This window comes from Peptoniphilaceae bacterium AMB_02, from assembly GCA_036321625.1.
GTDB classification, from domain to species: domain Bacteria; phylum Bacillota; class Clostridia; order Tissierellales; family Peptoniphilaceae; genus Microaceticoccus; species Microaceticoccus formicicus.
In genome coordinates, this window is record CP143259.1 from 1,650,877 (window position 1) to 1,672,873 (window position 21,997).

The following is a 21,997-nucleotide window of genomic DNA, read 5'->3' on the forward strand; positions in this document are numbered from 1 at the left end:
AAGCACATTAAACGCTCTTCCCTTTTCCTATCTCTAATTTAATTTCTAATTTTTCCTATTAACCCAATCACTATAAGAACCAACGTATATTTTCGGTTTAACGCCGATTTCATGTAAGAATGCTGCATTTACAGTAGCTGACATTCCGGATCCACAGTATAGTACTACATCCTTGTTCTTATTTAACTCCTTAAAATGCTCCTCAACCTTTTCTATCTCAGGAAGCTCTCTCGTCGCCAAATTTGTATAGCAGTAATTACCAGCTCCGGGGATATGACCGGGAACATGGTCCACATCGTCTTTAATTCCGTCGTATCTTTCGCTGTCTCTACAGTCTATGAGCACCAAGTCATCTGATGTAGAGTTTTCATTAATAAAGTCAAAGTCTACTATACTTTGATAATCTACCTTAAGTCCTTGTCCAAGGACATGCCTTAAATCAACTTCTCCCGATGAAGTTTTGAATCCACTTTCTCTGTAGCCCTCAAGACCTTCATAAAGGACATAAGCCTCTTGGACTCCAATGAGCTTCATCATCCACCACGCTCTGGTCGCATTCATTAAATGAGAATCTGAATACACTAAAACCGGAGTATCAACTCCAATCCCCATTTTAGAAATACCAACCATGAAATCCTCCATATCTGGAAGTGGTCTTCTCCCCCCATCTTCATTTGGGTCTCCTGAAAGATCAGCTTCCACACTTAAAAAATACGCATTTTTTATGTGCTCTTTCAGGTATCTTTCATAGTTTTCTACACCTGAACTCTCAGTAATGTGTAGATATACAGTATCTTCCGGAAGTTTTTCCAAATCTTCTGAATTAATAAATACTCTCATGCTTCCACCTTTCCCCTAGTTTATTCTTTCTGGTCATCTTTCGTTACACACTGTCCTCTATTATATCATATGAATGTATTAAGGTAAAAGTTAGAGGTGATTGGGTTTGTTTAGGTGGGGTTTGATGTTGGGTGAGCATACTATTTTTAATCTTATCAATTTTATAATCGTTCTTAGTTTCTGTAAATTGTTACTAATTCTATTTATTAACGGAATAATCTAATATTTAATTCAAATATCGCACCGAATATCATATGATATTCGGTGCAGATTCGATTCCGAGATTATCTTAAACTTGAGACTGATTGTTTTCATTGTTTCGTAAAACTAAGGAACTACTCATATAAATACTTCCTTTATTCGGAAATTGTCATTCTTTAGTTTTTTATAATTGTGAACATGTCATAACAAAAATTATATCAGATGCAATAACGACAAAATAGCATCGCTTTTATAATTATCAAATAAAAATCTAATCGAATTATACATATAATTTAAAGCACCTAGACTAAATAAAAATGTCCAAAGTCTAAGTGTTTTTATTTCTATAATTATTTCTAGCTTTTTAACTTCATTCGATTAATGATAAAACTTCAAAATGGATTTTCATTGCTATTCATATTGATTTTTATAGTTGTTTTGGAATGTTGTGTCTTTCCTGTTTCAGTTCCAAAATTCAATGATTATTAAGCTTTATTGGCGTAAGTAATTATATTTTTGTTCTCTTTTTGTAAATGCTTCCTCCCCACCCTCTAGAATATCAAAAATATGCTCGCGTATCCCTCTAGTTTCTAATATATAATCATTGTTATCATTATATTCCTGTGTATTTTCTAATGATCCATTAATATATTGAAATATCATATTATTTCTATTCTTTTCAAGTTCGTTGTGCTGATTTGCCACTATTATATTCTCTGCATCTGATCCTACAACAATATTTGGGTTATGTGTAACAACAATAATCTGTCGTTCTTTTTTCGTGTCAAGAAGATATTTTCTTAGTTCATGATAGATTGCTTTGTTGTCTAAACTATCCTCAGGTTGATCTATTAGTACAGGCTTTTTGTCGTCACTAAACTCTAATAGTAACTTTAAGATTACAAAGGATTTTTTACCTTGAGACATGTTAGAAAACTCATCATTTTGATATGTGATAATATAATTCACATTAAACCAGTCCGTTAAAAATAGGTCTTCTATAAATTCTTCTAGATTTTTATTGGCTCTATAATTTATAGTGTTGGTGAAGAAATATTAGTTTCTTTGCTGGCACTATTTTCTTTTAAAAAAATAAAGACATAGTGACCAATTTCCTTTATAATTTAATCACCACAACAAAAAAATAAGGAGGCCACTATGTCTATTAGTAATTATATCTTAAATTTATTAGATTTAAAAGATGAAAATATTGAGATTTTTGAAAAGGTCGAGAAGATTAAAAAGAAGAATATCTCTTACAATTTGATTTTTGGCCGGCTTACCTATAATGCTTCTGTTTGTCCCGTTTGTGGTAACGTGCATAGCCCAAGCATTATTAAACACGGCACTAAGTCTTCTGATATTAAACTTCTTCCTTTTAATGGCGAACCTACTTTCTTGAGACTTAAAAAGCAGAGATTTTTATGTAAGGAGTATAATTCTACTTTTATAGCTGAAACTGATATTGTTAAAAAGAATTGTTTTATTTCTAATAGAGTAAAAGCTCATATTACAACTAATTTGACCATGAAAGTAAGTGAAAAAGATGTTGCTAGTTTACATTATGTTTCTCATTCTACGGTTTCTAAATGTGTAGATCAAGCTTTTGAACAGTTTAAGCCTAATTATCAGTTTTTACCAGAACATCTATGTTTTGATGAGTTTAAATCCACAAAAACTGCTAAAGGATCTATGAGCTTTATTTTCTGTGATGCTATTACTCATGATATTATCGATATTGTTGAAAACAGGCAATTACACTATCTTAAGCGCTATTTTTCTAGGTTTAGTGAATGTGCTAGAGAATCGGTTAAAAGTATATGTATAGATATGTATCAGCCATACATTAGTCTAATTTCTGATCTTTTCCCTAATGCTAAGATAGTATTTGATAAGTTCCATATAGTTAACCACTTATCTAGAGCATTGAACAAAACAAGAATAGAAGTTATGAATGGTTTTTCTAAGTATTCTATGGAATACAAAAGGTTAAAAAGGTATTGGAAGCTGATACAAAAGCCTTATTTAAAGCTTAATTCTACAGGTTTTAGAAAGTGGATACATTTTGAAAGATGGAAAAGTGCTAGAGATGTGGTTATGGATAGTATTAGTGTCAACAAAACACTTCTAAATACTTATGATTGTTATCAGATTCTTTTAAAGGATGTAGAAAACGGAGATATTGCCTCCTTAAAGGCACATTTAGAATATTATTCAGATGAGGTATCAGATGCTATGAAAACTAGTATTAACACGCTTTTAAAGGACTTTGAGTACGTAAAAAATTGCTTAGAAGTCAATGTTACAAATGGATGTTTAGAAGGTATTAATAATTTTATTAAGTGTTTAAAAAGAGTTGCTTTCGGATACAGGTCGTACTATCATTTTAGGAATCGAATATTAATTTGCAAGAAAATGATAGTACCAAAAGACACTGTAAGTGTAAAAAACGTCAGGCAGCTAACGCTGCCTGACATTAATAGTTTGTGATTAATTTATATACCAACACTATTTGACAAAGAACCTTTTTATTTTGGTTAAAAGTAAGAGATGTATTTGAAAAAATACCACTTAGCATTTTAATTTGTTCCTCTTTATTATTAGACATCATTATGTTTTTAAAAGTATCAGGCAGTGCGAAATAATCTCTGTAAATTATTTATTTCCTATAATTAGTTAATGTTTATGAGGGTGGATTTTACTGCCCTCATTATTTATTTATATATCAAGCTTGATATATTGTCAATTTTTTCTTTGCAGAGCCTGAGGTAAATAATAAGAGGAGCCACCGAAGGGGACCATTGATAAGGGTTCTAAAAAATGGTACACTAAGCCGACGAAGGCAAAATACATACTTATCAGTCTTTGCTTCGCCTTCGGTATTTACCTTGCACCATTTTTTAGGTTCTTTGTCAATGGTGGCGGAGTGTGTTAGTTCTCTAAATCATGCATTATTCTCAATTCTCCTACTATTGATCCCCAACTTCTTAATGGAATATTCCATTTCTTTGCAATTATATTTGTAGCTAAGTATAGTGCTTTCATCAGTGACGTAGCACTTGGGAATACTGATCTATTACGGTTTAACCGTCTGTATGAGCTATTTAAACTCTCTATAGCATTCGTAGTATATATTATTTTTCTAACTTCCTTAGAATACTTAAAGATTGGCGTTATTGAATTCCACTCCCTTTCCCATCTATCCATTGATCCTGGATATTTTTTATCCCATGCTTCAGCTACTTTCAAACGATTCTTATTTGCTACTTCTTCGTCAGGTGCGTGATATATTGTTTTTAAATCATTTGCAAATTGTTTTCTATCTTTGTACGATACGTATTTTAATGTGTTTCTTACCATGTGAACTATACAGGTTTGCCACTCAGCTTTTGGATATGCCGCTGATATGGACTCTTCTATACCTATTAGTCCATCTGAACAGATAATGTAGATATCTTTTACTCCTCTGTTTTTTAGGCTATTTAGGACTCCTAACCAGTATTTACTACTTTCGTTTTGTCCTACATATATTCCTAATACTTCTTTAAGCCCATCTTCGTTTATTCCGAGTATTATATATGCTGCTTTCTTTGATATTAAACCCTCTTCTTTAACAGAAAAGTGAATAGCATCAATGAACACTACAGGATAAGTCTCTGACAGTGGTCTTTTTTGCCAGTCTTCTATTTCCGGCAGAATTTTGTCGGTTATGTCTGAAACCAGTCCATCACTAACTTCAAATCCATAGATATCATAGATTTGTTCAGATATTTGTCTAGTACTCAAACCTCTTGCATACATTCCTATTACCTTATTTTCTATCTCAGATATGTCTTTTTGTCTCTTTTTTACAATTTGAGGTTCAAAGCTTGAGTCTCTATCTTGAGGTACTGATATTTCAGATTCACCCATACTTGATCGTATTCTTTTAGTTTTGTATCCATTTCTAGAGTTTTCATTGTCACTTCTTTGGTTTGTTTCATATCCTAAATGGTGCTCCATTTCGGCTTCTAACATGCTTTCTATAGTATCTCCTAGTAAATCCTTAATAGCATCATGTATGTCCTTTGCCGACTCAATTTCATACTCATTGATTAGATAAGATATGATTTCTTTTTTTCCTTCACTTAATTTTTTTCTTCTTGCCATTTTAAAAAGCCTCCTATGTTATTTTTATTTTAACTAATCATAGGAAGCTATTCAATATTTACAGACTTTTTTTCGCAGTCTCTTATCCTTCTACTAATTGTGAGTATTCATAAATATTATCTTCTCCGAATATTTTTTGTAAGTAATCTACAAACTCTTGTTGTACTGGTATAGTTATTAATAATGCTAATCGTTTCTTAGCTCGAGAGCATCCTACATAGAATAGATTTCTATTTCGAATATATGCATCATAATCTTTTTCACTTAATCTTTCTGGATCCTTATACAAAATTTTTTCAAACCTATAATTATTCCAACCTTTACCCATAACCATTAATACATTATCATATTCAGCACCTTTTACCCCATGATTTGTTGCGTAAATAGAATTTTCATTAAGAAAACCCAAAGCTTTTACGACTTCACTATAATTTATTTGATATATACTATCGTTCTTTGATTTTTCTTCTGAACTATTGTAATCATTATATTCTGTCAACACTGAATCAGGTAAAGGAATAATTTTACTATCATCTACACATTTAATTACGTCATAGATAGTTTTATCTCTTGAGCGTTTTAGTTCCAAATAAAATTTTTTCCAATTCAGCTTAGAATTTCTAGTCACTAAAGGTTGTCTTCGAATGCCTAAAATCTCAAACAATTTTTTAACGTTATTTTCATTCAAAGCACTATATATAGGCTCAATATATTGATCACTGAAGTTCCACCGAGGGTAGAATATTGCCTTACGGAATTAGGTCAAAGCCTTCTTCCTGTTATTGAATCCCTGAGAATTTGGGGTATTGAGTATAAGAAAAGCATTAACCAATAACATTATAAAAGGAGAGTCCCTCAGGATTCTCCTTTTGTGTTTCCATCTATTAAGTAGTCTCGCTAAGTTCTTTTTTGTATAATTCATTAATCTTATTAGCTTTACTTCTGATAATTAAATTAGTAATAAATAATACTATATAGATGCCAAGTAATGCCCATGATTTTTCTAGCCATTTATCCATATACTTCCACGCCACATCTGAGAGAATTCCAGTAAAAAGCATCATAGTAAAAAATCCAATTATATAGAGAATAATTAACCTGTCAATAATATTACCTATGATTTCATATAGATTTTAATAATAGATGGGATAGTTTAAACGAAGTTAAAACAATTGAGTTCTATATCCCAAAGCCCATCATCCTATTTGTAATTTTTTCTAATCGTTCATCAAAACTTTCGTTTTGGAATTGCAGCTCCCCTTCTACTTTTCCATCCTTCATCATCAACACTCTGTTTGATTTTGCAGCGACCTTTGAATCATGGGTTACAAGCATGATTGTCATTCCATTATCGTTTAGCTCCTGGAATAAATTCATGATTTCTTCCGAGTTTTTTGAATTTAATGCCCCGGTTGGTTCGTCGCCGAATAGAATTTCAGGCTCGTGCAAAATAGCTCTGCATATGGATGCCCGTTGGAGCTGCCCGCCAGATACATCTTTTATATTCCTGTTTTCCAATCCCGATATACCTACAGAGTCCATTAGATGTTTTGCACTTGAAATTAACTTTACTTTATTTTTTCTATTTTCGTCATAGCTGGGAAGTATAATATTATCTAATACGTCTAGGTTTTTCAGCATGGTAGCTTCTTGGAATACGAATCCCATTTGTAGCCGCCTAATATCTGCTACTTCCTCTTCATTTAGTTTCGATAAATTACTTCCATTAAACAACACTTCACCAGAACTGATATCATCCATTCCGCTTATGGAAAACAGTAAGGTAGATTTTCCTGAACCAGACGGTCCCATTATGGTGAGAAACTCTCCCTTTGTAATATTCATATTTACTCCATCTAAGGCAACGGTTTTATTTTCACCTTCTCCATAATATTTAACTATATTATTAGCTTCTATTATATTTTCCATTTATTACTCCTTTATATAATCAGAAATTTTCATTTTACTAATGGATTTTACCCCAAATGATGAAGCCAGCAAAACGAAAAATGCCAATGTTAACGGTGCTAAAATAAGCACAAAAACATAATTCAGAGAAAATTGTAAATCAGCTACACCAAATGCGCCCAATAGTGCACTTGTGAGAGTTTGTCCCAATGTGCCAGCTAAAATTGTCCCCATAAGAACCCCAAAAATTAGTAGAAGTATCGAGCCTATATGGTATTGAAACTTTATATCTTTAGATGAAAAGCCTAAAGTTTTTAATATGGCAATATCTCCCCTCTCCTTAGAAACTAGCATTTTCACAAACAAAACTGTATTTAAAAACACTAGGAATATTGCAAACATAATACCCACATAAGATACCGTACTTATTGATTTTATTGTAGAACCAAATACCTGATCAATATTTTCTTCTATTCCTGTAATTTTGGCGTTTTGGAATTTAGATTCATATTGCTCTACCTTGTCTGTAACATTTACACCTTCATTAAAGGTTACTGGAATACTAGTCCACAAAGACTCTTTTTCATCATCAACAAATGTTGCATGACCAGTTTTACCCCCATTTGTAATGTCTGAGTATATTCCCGTTATCAGCAATTCCTTTTCCATTCCATCTACTATTAAGGTGATTTTATCCCCTATATCCTTTTGCAATTCTTGAGCATTCAAGTGAGAGATGGAAATTTCTCCATCTGAGGTTGGAAATTCACCCTTAACATATTTGGGAATAAACTTACTTTGATCCCCTAAAACGACCTGTAATCTTCCCATTACGCCATCATCCAGCTTCATTTCATACTTTTTCCCATGCTTTATAGTGTAATCTGACACTTCCTTATCAACATTTAGAGCATTTAAAATATCACTGGTTGTATTTTTCATATCGCCGCTTTCCTGAATAGTAATTAACAAGTCGCTCTTACCAATCCCCATATACGATACAAAGTTTTTTGAGCTAATCGTGCTATGGATATTCCTAGGTAAAACCATAATAAAGGTTGAAAGTATCAATACAAGTATAAATGTAATATAAAGTTTTTTCCGTGTACTTATCCTTTTTACACCTAGAAATACATCGGATGAAATTAATTTTTGATTCTGCAACTTAAAGCCTTGCTTGCCAATTTTACGTTTTATTGTAGCTTCATTCCTTAAGGCTTGGGTTGGGCTAAATTTTTTCAAGACATTCAATACTCGATTTACATACCCTATTGATAGGATAAAGACGAATAAAGACAGTAAAAATCCTACAATTAGACTCATACCTGCACCTCGTCCACCACCTAAGTTAAGGTATATGGGTTCTAGGAAAAAGTCCATCAATACTAGTGATAGTATAAAGCCTAATATGCAACCAATTATGGATATTGCTAAATATCTTCCTAGGTAGATTTTCTTTATTTCAGAATTCCTAATGCCAATGGCTTTCATAACACCGATTTCTCTAAATTCATCTTCTATTTTTGAATTTAACGTGAAATTTATACACAAAAAGCTGATAATTATTAATAAAAAGCTAATTAAAAATAGAACCGCAATCATAATCCCGTCACTTATTGCATTGATAAGTTTAAACAGGGAATGTGTGATCGTAGGTCCATTTGATTCTAAATTTGCACTGGCGTATTCGCCTTCAAATTCTGTTATCGTACTTACATCTTTAAGTAAAAATTCTACTAGGTATTCCACACTCCCAATAGATTTAAGTTTTTCAAAATCACCTTCATTTATTAAAAATCTCTTGGAAGATGAAAGTGTTGAGTTCATTTGAGAGTCCCTAATTGGTCCGACGACATTAAACTCCTCGCCATTTACAACTATTTTATCATTTATATGAATTTCACCACTTAATATGTATGCTAAGGGAACGTAAATTTCCCCAGATTTAGGATTTGCTATTTCATTGTCTAATGTAAGTAAAAAATCAAAGTTTTTATTTTGGAAAACAAAACCATTGTCTTGTGAATTGTTGAGAAATCTTTCTCCGTTAATATAAATGTCACTACTATCTACATTTAAAAATACTTGAACTTGATAATCTGAAATTTTATCGTTGTTTTTTGCAAAATCGTCCATTCTGCTTTTGTTGAAATCGCCAATGTGCATCTGAAGGTAATGGGGTGTTTTTGCTACCTCTAGTAGTTGGTTTATGGAAGAGTTTAAGTTGACAAAGATAATTCCAGAAATACTTAATAAAAAGCTATTAAACAAAATAAATAATAGTATGGTAATACTATTAAATTTACTTGATTTTATATCATTCCAAATAATCTTTTTATACATAATATCTCCTATCTTATATTTATTACCTAAATTCCACGTGTGTTTTTTATTAGCTTCAAAAATCACTATTTCACGAAGAATTTAGACTGCTTCTCACGCATTGTAACATTATTTACGATGGTTTGTCAAATTAAGTGCAACACTTCGTGTTGAAAAACCTCTAAAGGTGTTTTCCAGTCAAGACACTTTCTTGGCCTTCCATTGATTTTAAGCAAAGCATCAACGAGTTCGTCTTCTGTGATCTTTGCCAGATCGGTCTTTTTCGGGAAGAACTCACGTAGTAAACCGTTACTGTTTTCATTGGTTCCTCGTTGCCAAGCACTATAAGGATCGGCAAAGTAAATAGGAATGCCATAGGTATCTTTGATTTCCTCGTGACATGCGAATTCCTTTCCTCGATCTGAGGTAAGGGTTTTAAGTGATTCTCCCATGAATCTCCATAGTGTCTCTATGCTTTTCATCATGGAGGCAGCTGTACGATCAGGCATCTTAAAGGCTAGAAATAAGCGACTTCTCCTTTCGGCAAAAGTGGCTAAACAGCCTTTACTCTCGCCTCTGGAGGACACCATAGTATCAGCTTCCCAGTGGCCAATGGATTGTCTATTCTTGACCTCTTTAGGTCTTTTGTGAATCGAGGTACCCACCCGAAATCTACCTCGTGTTTCTACTGGTTTTCTGCGTTTTCCTTTATGACGCAGCACGGTAAGATTCACGCGAAGAACGCCGGAGTAGATCCATCGATAGATCGTTTTAACACACAACTTACCAGAAGGAGACGGCCTACAATCTGTTCTGGTGACCATGTGGCTTCGAGTTTTTCTTCAATCAGACGGATCAGTTCGTGAGTTGCTTTGCCTTTACGGCCTACCTGGTTTCGACATTGCAAGTATTGCTGATGTGCTGCTTCAGCTTCATAGAAATGATCTTTGAAGCGGCGAAGTTCTCGACTTATGGTGGAAGGACTTCTAGATAGTTCTTTAGCGATAGTGCGAATGCTATGACCTTGCTTATGTAAAGTATCTAGTCGTCCGCGTTCAAATGGTGTAAGATGGTGGTAACTCATTAGGGGGCCCTCCGTGAATAGTTTAGTGGTAAATCTATTTTACACGAAGTTTCCTAATGAGTTTTAACTTTTCGGACTGTTGCACTTAATATTACAATCTATCATATTAAAAAAATAGACCCCTCCATATAGGATCTATTCTAATTTCTAAACTCATTATTGTTTTTTACTTCTATGCTTCTTTATATACTTTTTGTTATTTAGATTTAATTTAGCATTTCCAATCTCTTCATCACTAAAATACTCCTGATTATACACAATGCGTAAATTTTTCTCTAATTCACCTTCGTCAAACCAAGGCGTTCCAGTTTTAGTCCTAGGCATTCCATCTCGCTACGTCCACAGCCATTATAACTTCGCCAAACTTTCAGACTTTGAAGCCACAGTTGAACTGCCAGTAAAGGTTCTTCAAAGTCTAAATGACGATACCATAAAAAAATTTTAAAAAAATAAATTTTAGTTTTTAACTTGCTAGCATAAATTTGCTGGCAAGTTTTTTATTTTTTCATCATCTTGTTCATTTGTTAAGTCCATGTAAAATCTCTTGGCATATGAATGTATTTTTTCTTATAGGGTATATTAAAAATAATAGTAAGAGTATTTTAATAAAAATTTTTATCAGATGAAAGTTTAAAAAATATAAAAAATTCAAGGAGCCAGATATGAAAAGAAAAACTTTTCTAACTTTAATAATTGGACTAACCTTTCTTCTAACTTCTTGTAAGTTTATAGACCAGGCAGTGGAAGATACCTTTGCCCAGCAACCAGAAAAACTAATAAAAGACCAGGCAGATGAAGAAAAATTCTTAGGAAAAATTAAAGGAGCCTTTTTTGATGCAAGTAATGAGAGAGTTTCTTCCTTCTATATAATTGAAGATGCAGAAGATAAGATGGGCTTTGAATTTCCTACGAAATTAGCTTCCTGCTTCCGCACTTACCTAATAGACAATGATATTAACCACTATCTAGCCAAAGAAGAAGTAGAAGAAATTCTTAGATCCTATAAGGCTGACAACCTACTTTTAAATAACGACAATCTCCACGCCCTAATCGAAGACCTAAGGGACCAAGTAGGGGCCAAAGATTTTTATATCTATAAGAAAAATATTAGGGTTTATAATCACAGCCTCTATGTCTATGTAATAGACCCTGAAAATCAAAATCACGTCGACTTGTATTACTATAATTTGTCAAATGACAGCTGGCATATTATTCCAGAAAAAATTAAAGCTGATGTTGACCCAATGGAAAACTCAATCTTGTTATCTGAAATAAATTTTTCTTCCTACAAAAAAATGGTAGATAAAGGAATTGAGCTTTTAAAAGAAATTGGCGACTACAATGAATACAATCTAATGACAGACGACCTTGGCTTTGATTCAATTTACACACCCTACAATGGACCTGACTTACTTTTTAAGGCAAGACTCCAAGGCTCAAGAGAAGACTACGACCTAACCTTTGATGCCGATGGAAATCTAATAGAGAAAGAGAGGCGTTAATATGGCATTTCTATTTTTACTGTTGTTTTTTATGTATATCTTTCCAGTATTTTTTCTCGGAGTGCCAGTTTTAAGGACGACTCCAATCTTTGCTACTATACTATTGGTCCTTGGCATAATTCTCTGGTCAATTCAAACTTATAAGATTTCAAAATTTATAAGTCTGCCAAATAAACTAGCCAAGAAACACCTAAGGGTCCAAGAAAATGGCAAGCCAGTTCAGGCTAAAATTTTGGCCTCTGAAGACTCAGGCTTTTTAGAGGGAGATACTGAGAAAAAACTCTTGGTCAGCTTTCCAAACCTAGCTGGCAACCAAGTTAAAACTTATATTAGCCTAGTTGATTCAAAGGTCCACGAAAGAAGATTTGAACCAGGCAAGGACCTTGACCTAAGATTAAATCAAAATGGCTTTGACCCTCCCCTGACTCATGGAGGCGGCCAGTACCAAACTATTGTTAGACCTTGGGCTTGGATTTGGCTGATCTTTAATATTGTCTATATGATAGGGCTTTTTCTCCTTTATTATTATTTCCAAAGCGACGGCTACGGCTGGAGATTTTTAAATCCCTTTAACTCCTGGCTTTGGGCTCCCCTTACTGGAATCTTTATGTTAAGTGTTTTCCAAGGAGCCCTAGTTAACGAAGATATTGTAGAGGCCTCCTATCAGTTTAAGTCTTTTAAGTCTCGCAAGGACTTTGGCGAGCTATTATTGTACGGCCAAGTGACCCAAGGAGAAATAATGACCTATGGTCAAACAGGTCTTTATATAAACGAGCAACCACAAATCCGTTTTAATCTAAGATTCACTAACGCCCAAGGAGTTCAAGTAGTAAAAACCTTTAAGACCACAGTTCTCTTAACAGACCTTGGCCAGCTAAAACTTGGAACAGTAGAAGTCCTTTACCTGCCAAGAAGAGATGATATATTTATGGCCCAGTATTTAGAAGAAGAATAAATTTAAATTCACAACTTGCTAGCACTAACCTGCTGGCAAGTTTTTTTGTAAACGATAGATTGTAATATTAAGTGCAACAGTCCGAAAAGTTAAAACTCATTAGGAAACTTCGTGTAAAATAGATTCACCACAAAACTATTCACGGAGGACTCCTAATGAGCTACTGCCATCTTACACCATTTGAACGCGGACGACTAGATACTTTACACAAACAAGGGCATAGCATTCGTTCGATCGCCCAAGAGCTATCTAGGAGTCCTTCCACCATTAGTCGAGAACTGCGCCGGTTTAAAGGTCAGCCCTATGTAGCCGAAGCTGCACATGAGCAATACTTACAAGCTAGAAAACTAGTTGGCCGCAAGAGCAAAACAACGCCAGAGCTCCTAGAACTCATCCAACAAAAACTCCAGGACACCTGGTCACCTGAACAGATTGTCGGTCGTCTTCTTTCTGGCAAGTTATGTTTTAAAACGATCTATCGATGGATTTACTCTGGCATTCTTCCCGTGGATCTTGAGGTCTTGCGTCAGAAAGGAAAACGAAGGAAGCCAGTAGAAACACGAGGTAAATTTCACCTTGGTACTTCCATTCACCAAAGGCCTAAAGAAGTTAGGAAAAGGACATCCATTGGCCACTGGGAGGCCGATACCATGGTGTCCTCCAGAGGCGAGAGTAAGGGCTGTTTTGCTACCTTTGCGGAAAGAAGAAGTCGTCTATTTTTAGCTTTTAAGATGCCGGATCGTACAGCTACTTCCATGAAAAAAAGCATTGAAAAACTATGGAGGTATATGGGAGAATCTCTTAAAACACTAACATCGGATCGAGGGAAGGAGTTTGCATGTCACGAGGATATCAAAGATACCTATGGCATTCCTATTTACTTTGCCGATCCCTATAGTGCCTGGCAAAGAGGAACCAACGAGAACAGTAACGGTTTACTACGTGAGTTCTTCCCGAAAAAGACCGATCTGGCAAAGATCACAGATGATGAACTCGTGGATGCTCTGCTTAAAATCAACAGAAGGCCAAGAAAGTGTCTTGACTGGAAAACACCTTTAGAGGTTTTTCAACACGAAGTGTTGCACTTAATTTGACAAACCATCAAACAATCGAGTAGAGGCTAACTAGTAGCCCCTCTCACACCACCTAGCATGCCGTTCGGCACTAGGCGGTTCAATTAATTCTAACAATTTCTCATGTAGTAGTCATAAGGGTCTACTAATCCTCGTCGGATTAGTAGCTCTTTTGTTATTGCTCTAACTACACATGTTTTAGTACATACAAAGTAGTACCTATCACCTACATATGAGCTTAATCTCGCTAGATCTTTTCCTATTCCTAGCTTTTGTAGTCCCCATTGTCTTTTACTTGGTACTTTCCACATTTTCCAGATAATCATTCTAAGTCTGGTTCTTAATCTCTCACTAATCTCATTCATTGCTGATTTCATAGACCCTATTTTGAAGTAGTTTATCCATCCACGTATGACGTCATTTAGTTTTGATAGCCTGAGTGAAAAGTCTACAGACCTTCTTCTCTTTGTTAACGTTTTAATCGTGTCCTTAAATTTCCTTATGGAGTCTTGATGTGGTCTTGCTTTCCATCTTTGTGTTTTCTTGTCTTTCCAAAATCCAAATCCCAAATATTTTAGATTTATTGGTTTTGTTATTTTGCTCTTTGTGGCATTCACTTTTAGACTTAGTTTCTTTTCTATCCAGTTTGTTATGCTTCTCATAACTCTTTTGGCAGAATTCTCACTTTTGACTAGTATCACACAGTCATCTGCGTATCTAGTGAATCTTAATTCTCTTTTTTCTAGTTCTTTGTCTAGTTGATTTAACATAATGTTGCTTAGTAGTGGTGATAGGTTTCCTCCTTGAGGTGTTCCTTTCTTTGTTTCTTCGTATTGACCTTTGTTCATTACTCCTGCTTTTAGGTATTTCCTAATCAGTGATTCTGTATCAGGGTCTTTTATTATGTTGTGCAGATAACTCATCAGTTTATCTTGTGGCACTTCATCGAAAAATTTCTCTAAGTCTATATCAACTATCCATTCATATCCTTCATTTAGGTAGTATAGTATTTGTTCTATTGCCATTTGTGTACTTCTACCTGGTCTAAAACCGTAGCTATATTCTGAGAATTCTTTTTCACATATTGGGCTTATTACTTGGACTATTGCTTGTTGTATTATTCTGTCCATTACTGTTGGGTTACCTAGTTTCCTAACTCCACCATTTGGTTTTGGGATTTCTACTCTCAATACTGGTTGTGGTTTGTATGTTCTTTCTCTTATTGACTTTTCTATTTCTTTCCAGTTTTCTCTAATGTATGCCTCTATCTCCAATACGGTTATTCCATCTATTCCGCATGTTCCTTTGTTTGATACTACTTGTTTTAGGGCTGCATACATATTTTCCCTGTCTAGAATTTCGTCAATTAGCTTTCTTTCCATTGCTGCACTTTGCTCCTTTCCGCAGGATTAGTATATTTTATCTTTCAAGCCTTGAACCACGTATACGTTATGGTTTGTACTTTGTCAAATTTTCCTAATCCACATACATTTTACTTGGTGCGATTAATTGTTCAGTCCTTCCCGTTCACACGGTACTATGACCTCTGCTGACTTCTCATAGTTCGTTGTTACTACTTTTTCGTCTATGAGACCTCACGGGATAAGTCTCAGTACTTTCATCGTTTACTTGCAGGATTTACGCTTTGGGTTTACGGTTATCTTTCGGGACTTTGTTGCCTTTGGCCAACTTGCCCACCTTTTACGCCTCATATCCTGTTCCTGTCCGTCAAGCCACGATTTCGCTATTGCTTCTTCTCCCCCACATCTCACGATATGAAGCTTGCAAGTCGCTATCAGATTCGTCGATAACTACGCTCTTTAGGGAATTTCACCCCAGCATTGAGACATGCCCGTCATACCAAAAAAGCACTCATCTAGAGTGCCTCCCGTAACGATTTTTTCATAACCAGCGGAAGCAGCAAAAAACCGCATGAACAATCATTTCCTTCTATGGCAACATCCCATCCACAGACACTTAACGCTCTTTGCTTACTCTGTATATTACATTAAAGATATAACCTAAAGTAAAAAATGTCAAGAAAAAACATGCCCCTAGCCAATAGAGACTAGGAGCATATTAATATTAGTTTAATATATCATCTGTTAAACTTGCTGGTCCACCAACTAGGGTTAAGTTCATTCCCTTTACATATTCACTTACTACGCTTGGCATAGCATTTTTGCTAGTAAGGACAAGGGGAGCTTTTTTAGCCCTTGATAGGGAGGAAGCCACAAGAGCATCTGGGAAGATTTCTCCAGATACTAGGATAGCTTCTTTAGCATCCTTATAAGCGTATTTTGCTACTTCTACAGATGTAGCATATCTATCCATACCTGAAAGTCTAGTTACAGATTCTTTTGTAAGTTCTTTTTCTTCTATATCTTGAGAAACAGAATTTGGACCACCAACTATAATAATCTTATCAAGTTCAGTATCTACAAGCTTTTTAATACCTTGAGGAAGAGCTGATTTTCTAGTCAAAAGGATTGGTTTTACTTCTTTTGCAGCTAGAGAGCCTGCTGAAAGAGCATCTGCAAAGCCTTCACCTGAAGCTAGGATAACTTCTCCATCAAGTTTAGTGATTTCCTTTAGCTTTTTATAGATTAAAACTGAGGTTTCATACCTGTCTTCACCTGCAAGTCTTTGGTATTTGTAGCCTTTAGCTTCTATATCTTTTTCTAAATCTTTTGATAAGGTATTTTCTCCACCAACTAAAACAAGTTCTTCTACTCCCAGTCTCTTTAGTTCAGCTTCAAGACCAGCACTAAGTCCATCTTTATTAGAAAGTAAAACTGGTCCATCATAAGCTGCTGCTAACGCTGAAGATACTAAAGCATCAGCGTAGATTTCCTTGCTAGCTAAAACTACTGTTTTTGCCTTGTCAAAGCTCTTTTCGCTAAGCTTTATAGAAGTTTCTAACCTGTCTTGGCCGGAAATTCTATTATCTTTTACATTTGGTTCAGTTTTGTTGTCTCCTGAACCATCAGAAATATTTGAATAATTTGGTTTTTTTGCCCACTTCGCTTCAAGCTTTACATCGCCTGAAAATGGTTTTGATAAATCCACTTTTTGTCCATTCAAGTACCAGCCCATAAAGATATATCCCCTTCTCACAGGGTCTTCTATAACTTGACTTAATAGACCATTTTTTGCTTCAACTTCTATTATGTTACCAAAGCCATCATCAAGGCTGATTGTGTAAACAGGTGTTTCAAATCCAAAATTGATTATTCCTGAGTAAGTTCCATAGAGCTCAAATGGCATGGCATCTGAAACTATAGTACCAAGACTAGAGAATGGTACCCTTACCGTCATACCTTGCTTATAAAGATCTTTTGCTATAGTCACCTTAATATTTTCACCATCAGATATTACTTCTATTCCTTTGGAATTATTTTCCGTTACAGCTGCATTATATAGGTCAACTGCATCTCCAATTTCAAAATACTCAGATATACTAGGATCAAGTTCAGTGTTTCCATCAATGCTAATCTTCTCTCCATCTGCAAGGATGACTGGGTTCTTAATAGTAAATTCGATATTATCATTGCTTTCAGTCTTAGAAATAACTTCTGCTTCTAAATCAGTCTCTTGTCTATCTAAGACATAGAAACCACATGCTCCATTTTCTCCTAAGTTCTTCAATACTGAAAGATCTAAAATCTTGTTTTGGGTAAAATTCACTGTTTCTGCGCAGATATTAGCCATAGGACTAAAATCTGAAATCTTATTTAAATAACCTTTAATATCATTTAGCTTTGTCATATTAGCAAGAACTGAAATATCTTCTACTTGGTTAACAGCAAAATTTAACTCCTTCATTTCTGTCATATTCGCTAAAGCAGATATATCTTTTACTTTATTTTTATATAAGTATAAAGTACTAATTTTAGTTAGATTCTTTAAAGGACTTATATCTTCTATGCTATTTCCCCTTAAAACAAGAGTTTTAAGATTAGTTAAATCTGCTAGTGGACTAATATCACTTATATAAACTAGGTCTTGTAAATATAAAATTTTTAAACTTTTCATATCCTTTAAAGCTGAAATATCAGTTAAAGTATTTCCACTAGGGTCTGGTGCATCATAAGGACCAGTATAGGCACCATTCATTTGAAATTCCTCTAAATTTGGTTTTTTACCTATTCCATCAAGTGATTTAATAACATTGCCACTCATTCTTAAAATCTTTAAATCTTCAAGCTTTTCAAGAGGGCTAATATCTGAAATTTTATTGTTGTCTAGATATAGCACTTTAAGCTTGGTCATTCCTGCTAGGGCTGAAATATCAGTAATTTGGTTATCAGTAACTGTTAATTTTTCTAATTCTGTAAAATTTTCAAGACCACTCAAACTTGTTAGACCATTTGATGTAACATTTAGATCTTTCATCTGAGTCATATTTCTAATTATACTTAAATCAGTTAAATCATTGCTCTTTAAATACAATTTAGTAACTTTTGTTAAGTTTTCAATTAATGCTATGTCTGGTGCATGAAGGCTAGATAAATGCAAGTCTTCTACGTTCACAGCAGTTTCAAGTCCCTTTATGCTAGTTGCATTTACAGGATTGAAGTCAGCGTCAAAAAGTGGACCAACTCTCAAATTCTTAATATTTTTCATATCCCCAACAGTTGGTTCATAGCCAGCAGCTATTTGCTCTTTAGTTATCGCCTTGCTAGGGTTAAATAAGTTGGTCTCGTCTTTTAAGTTATTAAGTACTTCCTTCATAACATTTGGATCTTCAAATACCACCTTGCTATTGTCATCTACTTGAGCTGCTAGGGAAGAGTTTAACCCAAAAGATAACCAAAAGACAAGAATTAACAAAAATGATAAAAATTTTCTTTTCATTTAATCACTCCTTATATAATAATTTGAACATACTACAATTATATGGTCTTGTTAGTTTAGAGTCAATTAATCTTTTTTTACATTAAATTTTGTAGAAATTTATAAATTTCTTGAAATCCTAGATCTTACAACACCTATTGCACCCATCACTAATATGATACGTTCCCCACAACAAAAGTCTTAAGTATTATCACTTGGTTTTACAAACAAATAGATAATGATTACTTGCCCCTAATAATTCTTCTTTGTCGCAATGAGCAAGGTGCCAATCAATATATCTTTCATAAGACAAGTCACTCATATTATCAATTTGTTTTTGTAACAATTCAGAAAATCCACTGGTAGCAATTCTTCTAATGATTGTAAGGTTTTCCATTTCAAGCATTTCAATACATTCTGATAAGGTAAAGAATATAAAAGGTCTGTTAATAAGTCTTTGTGAGTTAGGGTTATATCCTTCTGTTTCAAAATAATTTGATTCATAAACCATTTCCGTCATCGGAATCATATCATGGTTGATAAAGGATACTAGGATATAACCTCCATCCCTAAGAACACGCTTTGCTTCTTTAATTGTTCGTTTTCTATCTTCTTCCTTAGACAAGTGATACATCGGACCAAAAAGCAGGACCAAGTCAAAATAGTTATCCATTAGCTCGGTCATGTCTAGTGAACTTTTATTTTTAACTGTAACATTATGAAATTTATTATTTATAATTTTTTCTTTTAATTGATTATAGTTAGTAGTTGCAGGTTCGTAAGCGACAACTTCATTTACTCTTTCAGCTAAAGGAATAGTATAAACTCCAGTCCCTGCTCCAACATCTAGAATTTTTGAATCTTGATTAATAAGATTAGAAATTTCTTTTAATGTTGTAATCTTTTCAACTTGCCCTGATTTACTAAAAAGTCTTTTTTCTTCATCAAAAAATTTATATAACTCCTCATTTCTTTTTAAGTCATCATCTATTTTTGCAATTTCTTGAATATCCATATCATACTCCTTTTACTTTTTTGTAGAGTGTCAAAGCTGTGTATTCATCGTTTTTTCATGCCGTTGTCATAATTATGACACGAGACCCACAAGCAGGATCAAGTATCTTACCTTCAGTTGGAGCGAGAACTTCAACCATATATTTTACAACCGTTGAAGGTGTAAAAAACTCTCCTCCACCTTGACCTTCCTTAAGAGCAAATTGACCTAAAAAATATTCGTATACCTCACCAAAAATATCGGTTTCAGTATCTGTCGGAATATCTTCAAAATTCTTTAAAAGATCTGGTATTACACTTTTTCCTGTTGCTTGATCGACCAAAGTGTAGTATTCGTCTTTAGGAAGAACATCATTTAAGTCTGAAACGTATTTCTCAATTTCTTCCATTGCTTCTTTTATAATTTTTGCAAAATCTGATTCCTCCGGAAGATTTAATAAGTAGTCATATCTTGCAACATCTGGAAGATAAAATCCACATTCCTCAATGGCAATCTCAGAAATAGTTCTCTCAACTCGAGTTCCTTTTTCACTTTCGTAAATCTTTTTTATATCATCTTCGTATTTTTTATATTTACTGTCTACAAATTTCAAAAAGATAATACCTAGTATTGGAGTTGCATATTCAGAGGCTTTAAGACCTGAGTTCGCTCTTAGATTATCAGCAGTGCTCCAAAGATTATCTTTTAAAGTTTTTAATCCTTCATTAGTCATCTTTTACCATCCTTATTCTCAACGTTATTATCTCTCATATATGCTACAATATCCCCTACATCACATTTCAAAGCCTTACAAATTTTCCCCAAAACATCCATACTGACCGTTTGATTTTTCCCTAGTCTTGCTAAAGTCGCAGAAGATACTCCAATCATTAAACGAAGATCTTCTTTTTTCATGTTTTTCTTTGCGAGTAACTTCCATAGTTTTTCATAATTAAAATCGGACATATTAATCCTTCTCTTTCTTAGAGTTCATTCTTTATTATTCTAAAGATTATTATACCATATCCGCTATTTATTCAAAGCTTAAACTCTACTCTTGTATTATTTCTTTCTCTTTATAACATTATCCAATTCGTACTTGCATTGGTTAAAATATTCTACTAAGTTCATCAACATTACATTGAAATGATAATATTCTCCAAATATCTTTATTTAATAGTGCTATGATTTGTTAATTTAAATTATCAAAAACCTGCTTACACAAAAATACTTCAAGCAGAACGAGCTACCTGAAGTAAAAAGTTAGTGATTTGTTTGTATACCAACATTTGATAAAGATGCAAAATAATTAAAACCCATAAACAAGCTCTTTTCTTTTGGAGTAAAAAAGCGACTAGATTTTCTTTTTCTAATCGCTTAGGTGTTAATATTCATTTATTGTGCTAATTGATAAACTACAATATATTGTTACAAATCAGAAGTTGTGCCACTTGGTGTTTGCGTACTGTCCGGTGATGTCTTTTCCATCCAACCAAATCATATTTGGTGAACCCTCATAGTTGCCAACTATTTTGATGAAATTAATCGATTCTTCGCTGAATCTAGACTTTAAGTACTTTACGAATAGCTTTTCATCAGATCTATTTGTTTTCTTCCACTCATAGAAATCAACTACGAGCTCATCAAAATGATTCCATATATCATTTGATACTTGATATAGAGATACCTCAGCATCTGCACTTAGTAAAATCATTTTATTTTCTGCCACGCCTTGTCTGATACCTCGCTTTTCTCATACTTGTTTTCTTAAATTTTGCACTCTATTTTATTCAATCAAAAATTTCTGTCCAAATTAGAATAATCTTGAAATTTTCAAAATAACCCTAAGTAATATACCAATTATTGAATTCGTACTTTATGGAAGGTCTAAAGCCTTTGAATTAAAGAAGTTGCTGCTCCTAACATACAGAATAGCATTTTGATATACATCAACGCCATTCCCATGCTAAGAAGAAATGTCAGAAAAGGAGTCAGTATTGATAAGATATAGGTTACGGTTGCCCACACTTCTAGGTTTGTATCAAAAACAATCTAATAGTGCACAATTTCAAATTGAAGATAATGCAGTATACTAAAAGTAATAGCAGCCTGTCTTTTCTCTTCCTTCTTGCG

Annotated in this window: 19 protein-coding genes, 1 pseudogene and 1 riboswitch; of the genes and pseudogenes, 5 read left to right on the forward strand and 15 right to left on the reverse strand. The window is 33.9% G+C overall.

Translation table 11 applies throughout. From position 1 onward, the window contains the following. Window positions 1–45: 45 nt before the first annotated feature. Complete coding sequence (locus VZL98_08040) at window positions 46–840, reverse strand: rhodanese-like domain-containing protein (protein WVH62646.1); 795 nt, start codon at window positions 838–840, stop codon at window positions 46–48. Window positions 841–1,533: 693 nt separating this feature from the next. After that, window positions 1,534–2,010 carry an AAA family ATPase gene (locus tag VZL98_08045; GenBank protein ID WVH62647.1) on the reverse strand — a complete coding sequence of 159 codons (477 nt, stop codon included), beginning with the start codon at window positions 2,008–2,010 and terminating at the stop codon, window positions 1,534–1,536. A 189-nt stretch (window positions 2,011–2,199) separates the two neighbouring features. On the opposite strand from VZL98_08045, the gene VZL98_08050 reads away from it, so the two are divergent. Then, the gene (locus tag VZL98_08050; protein ID WVH62648.1) at window positions 2,200–3,531 is read left to right on the forward strand and encodes an ISL3 family transposase; all 1,332 of its coding nucleotides are present in this window, start codon (window positions 2,200–2,202) and stop codon (window positions 3,529–3,531) included. 441 nt (window positions 3,532–3,972) lie between these two features. Here the strand turns inward: VZL98_08050 and VZL98_08055 are convergent, their stop codons facing one another. The 7 genes and pseudogenes from VZL98_08055 to VZL98_08085 all read right to left on the reverse strand — a co-directional run bounded on the left by VZL98_08055 (window position 3,973) and on the right by VZL98_08085 (window position 10,828). Next, window positions 3,973–5,190, reverse strand: a complete 1,218-nt coding sequence (locus tag VZL98_08055) for an IS256 family transposase (protein WVH62649.1) — start codon at window positions 5,188–5,190, stop codon at window positions 3,973–3,975. 82 nt (window positions 5,191–5,272) lie between these two features. Beyond that, window positions 5,273–5,878, reverse strand: coding sequence for a 3'-5' exonuclease (locus VZL98_08060; protein WVH62650.1), 606 nt, complete (start codon window positions 5,876–5,878; stop codon window positions 5,273–5,275). Between the two features lie 196 nt (window positions 5,879–6,074). Continuing rightward, window positions 6,075–6,209 carry a hypothetical protein gene (locus tag VZL98_08065; protein ID WVH62651.1) on the reverse strand — a complete coding sequence of 45 codons (135 nt, stop codon included), beginning with the start codon at window positions 6,207–6,209 and terminating at the stop codon, window positions 6,075–6,077. Window positions 6,210–6,369: 160 nt separating this feature from the next. Beyond that, window positions 6,370–7,119, reverse strand: a complete 750-nt coding sequence (locus tag VZL98_08070; protein ID WVH62652.1) for an ABC transporter ATP-binding protein — start codon at window positions 7,117–7,119, stop codon at window positions 6,370–6,372. A gap of 3 nt (window positions 7,120–7,122) precedes the next feature. Beyond that, a complete protein-coding gene (locus tag VZL98_08075; GenBank protein ID WVH62653.1) occupies window positions 7,123–9,441 on the reverse strand; it encodes an FtsX-like permease family protein in 2,319 nt (772 codons plus the stop codon). A 125-nt stretch (window positions 9,442–9,566) separates the two neighbouring features. Continuing rightward, window positions 9,567–10,504, reverse strand: a pseudogene (locus VZL98_08080) (IS30 family transposase). A 156-nt stretch (window positions 10,505–10,660) separates the two neighbouring features. After that, window positions 10,661–10,828 (reverse strand): hypothetical protein, encoded by a 168-nt coding sequence (locus VZL98_08085; protein WVH64569.1) that lies wholly within the window; start codon window positions 10,826–10,828, stop codon window positions 10,661–10,663. Here VZL98_08085 and VZL98_08090 point away from each other — a divergent pair. The 4 genes from VZL98_08090 to VZL98_08105 all read left to right on the forward strand — a co-directional run bounded on the left by VZL98_08090 (window position 10,764) and on the right by VZL98_08105 (window position 14,055). Further along, on the forward strand, window positions 10,764–10,949 hold the full coding sequence (locus tag VZL98_08090; protein ID WVH62654.1) for a hypothetical protein: 186 nt from the start codon (window positions 10,764–10,766) through the stop codon (window positions 10,947–10,949). The two genes, VZL98_08085 and VZL98_08090, sit on opposite strands and share 65 nt — an antisense overlap. 217 nt (window positions 10,950–11,166) lie before the next feature. Then, window positions 11,167–12,006 (forward strand): hypothetical protein, encoded by an 840-nt coding sequence (locus VZL98_08095; GenBank protein ID WVH62655.1) that lies wholly within the window; start codon window positions 11,167–11,169, stop codon window positions 12,004–12,006. A gap of 1 nt (window position 12,007) precedes the next feature. Continuing rightward, window positions 12,008–12,961, forward strand: coding sequence for a hypothetical protein (locus VZL98_08100; protein WVH62656.1), 954 nt, complete (start codon window positions 12,008–12,010; stop codon window positions 12,959–12,961). Between the two features lie 155 nt (window positions 12,962–13,116). Further along, entirely contained in the window at window positions 13,117–14,055 is a 939-nt protein-coding gene (locus tag VZL98_08105) for an IS30 family transposase (GenBank protein ID WVH62657.1), read from the forward strand. Between the two features lie 89 nt (window positions 14,056–14,144). Here the strand turns inward: VZL98_08105 and ltrA are convergent, their stop codons facing one another. The 6 genes from ltrA to VZL98_08135 all read right to left on the reverse strand — a co-directional run bounded on the left by ltrA (window position 14,145) and on the right by VZL98_08135 (window position 21,593). Further along, window positions 14,145–15,416 carry a group II intron reverse transcriptase/maturase gene (gene ltrA / locus VZL98_08110; protein WVH62658.1) on the reverse strand — a complete coding sequence of 424 codons (1,272 nt, stop codon included), beginning with the start codon at window positions 15,414–15,416 and terminating at the stop codon, window positions 14,145–14,147. 525 nt (window positions 15,417–15,941) lie between these two features. After that, a riboswitch (THF riboswitch) is annotated at window positions 15,942–16,035 on the reverse strand. Between the two features lie 84 nt (window positions 16,036–16,119). Further along, entirely contained in the window at window positions 16,120–18,891 is a 2,772-nt protein-coding gene (locus VZL98_08115; GenBank protein ID WVH62659.1) for a cell wall-binding repeat-containing protein, read from the reverse strand. Between the two features lie 190 nt (window positions 18,892–19,081). Continuing rightward, window positions 19,082–19,885 (reverse strand): class I SAM-dependent methyltransferase, encoded by an 804-nt coding sequence (locus VZL98_08120; GenBank protein ID WVH62660.1) that lies wholly within the window; start codon window positions 19,883–19,885, stop codon window positions 19,082–19,084. 55 nt (window positions 19,886–19,940) lie between these two features. After that, window positions 19,941–20,597, reverse strand: a complete 657-nt coding sequence (locus tag VZL98_08125; protein ID WVH62661.1) for a type I restriction-modification system subunit M N-terminal domain-containing protein — start codon at window positions 20,595–20,597, stop codon at window positions 19,941–19,943. Continuing rightward, complete coding sequence (locus tag VZL98_08130) at window positions 20,594–20,830, reverse strand: helix-turn-helix transcriptional regulator (protein ID WVH62662.1); 237 nt, start codon at window positions 20,828–20,830, stop codon at window positions 20,594–20,596. Before VZL98_08130 ends, VZL98_08125 begins: the two co-directional genes overlap by 4 nt. Before the next feature lie 469 nt (window positions 20,831–21,299). Then, window positions 21,300–21,593 (reverse strand): hypothetical protein, encoded by a 294-nt coding sequence (locus VZL98_08135; protein ID WVH62663.1) that lies wholly within the window; start codon window positions 21,591–21,593, stop codon window positions 21,300–21,302. Window positions 21,594–21,997: the final 404 nt, after the last annotated feature.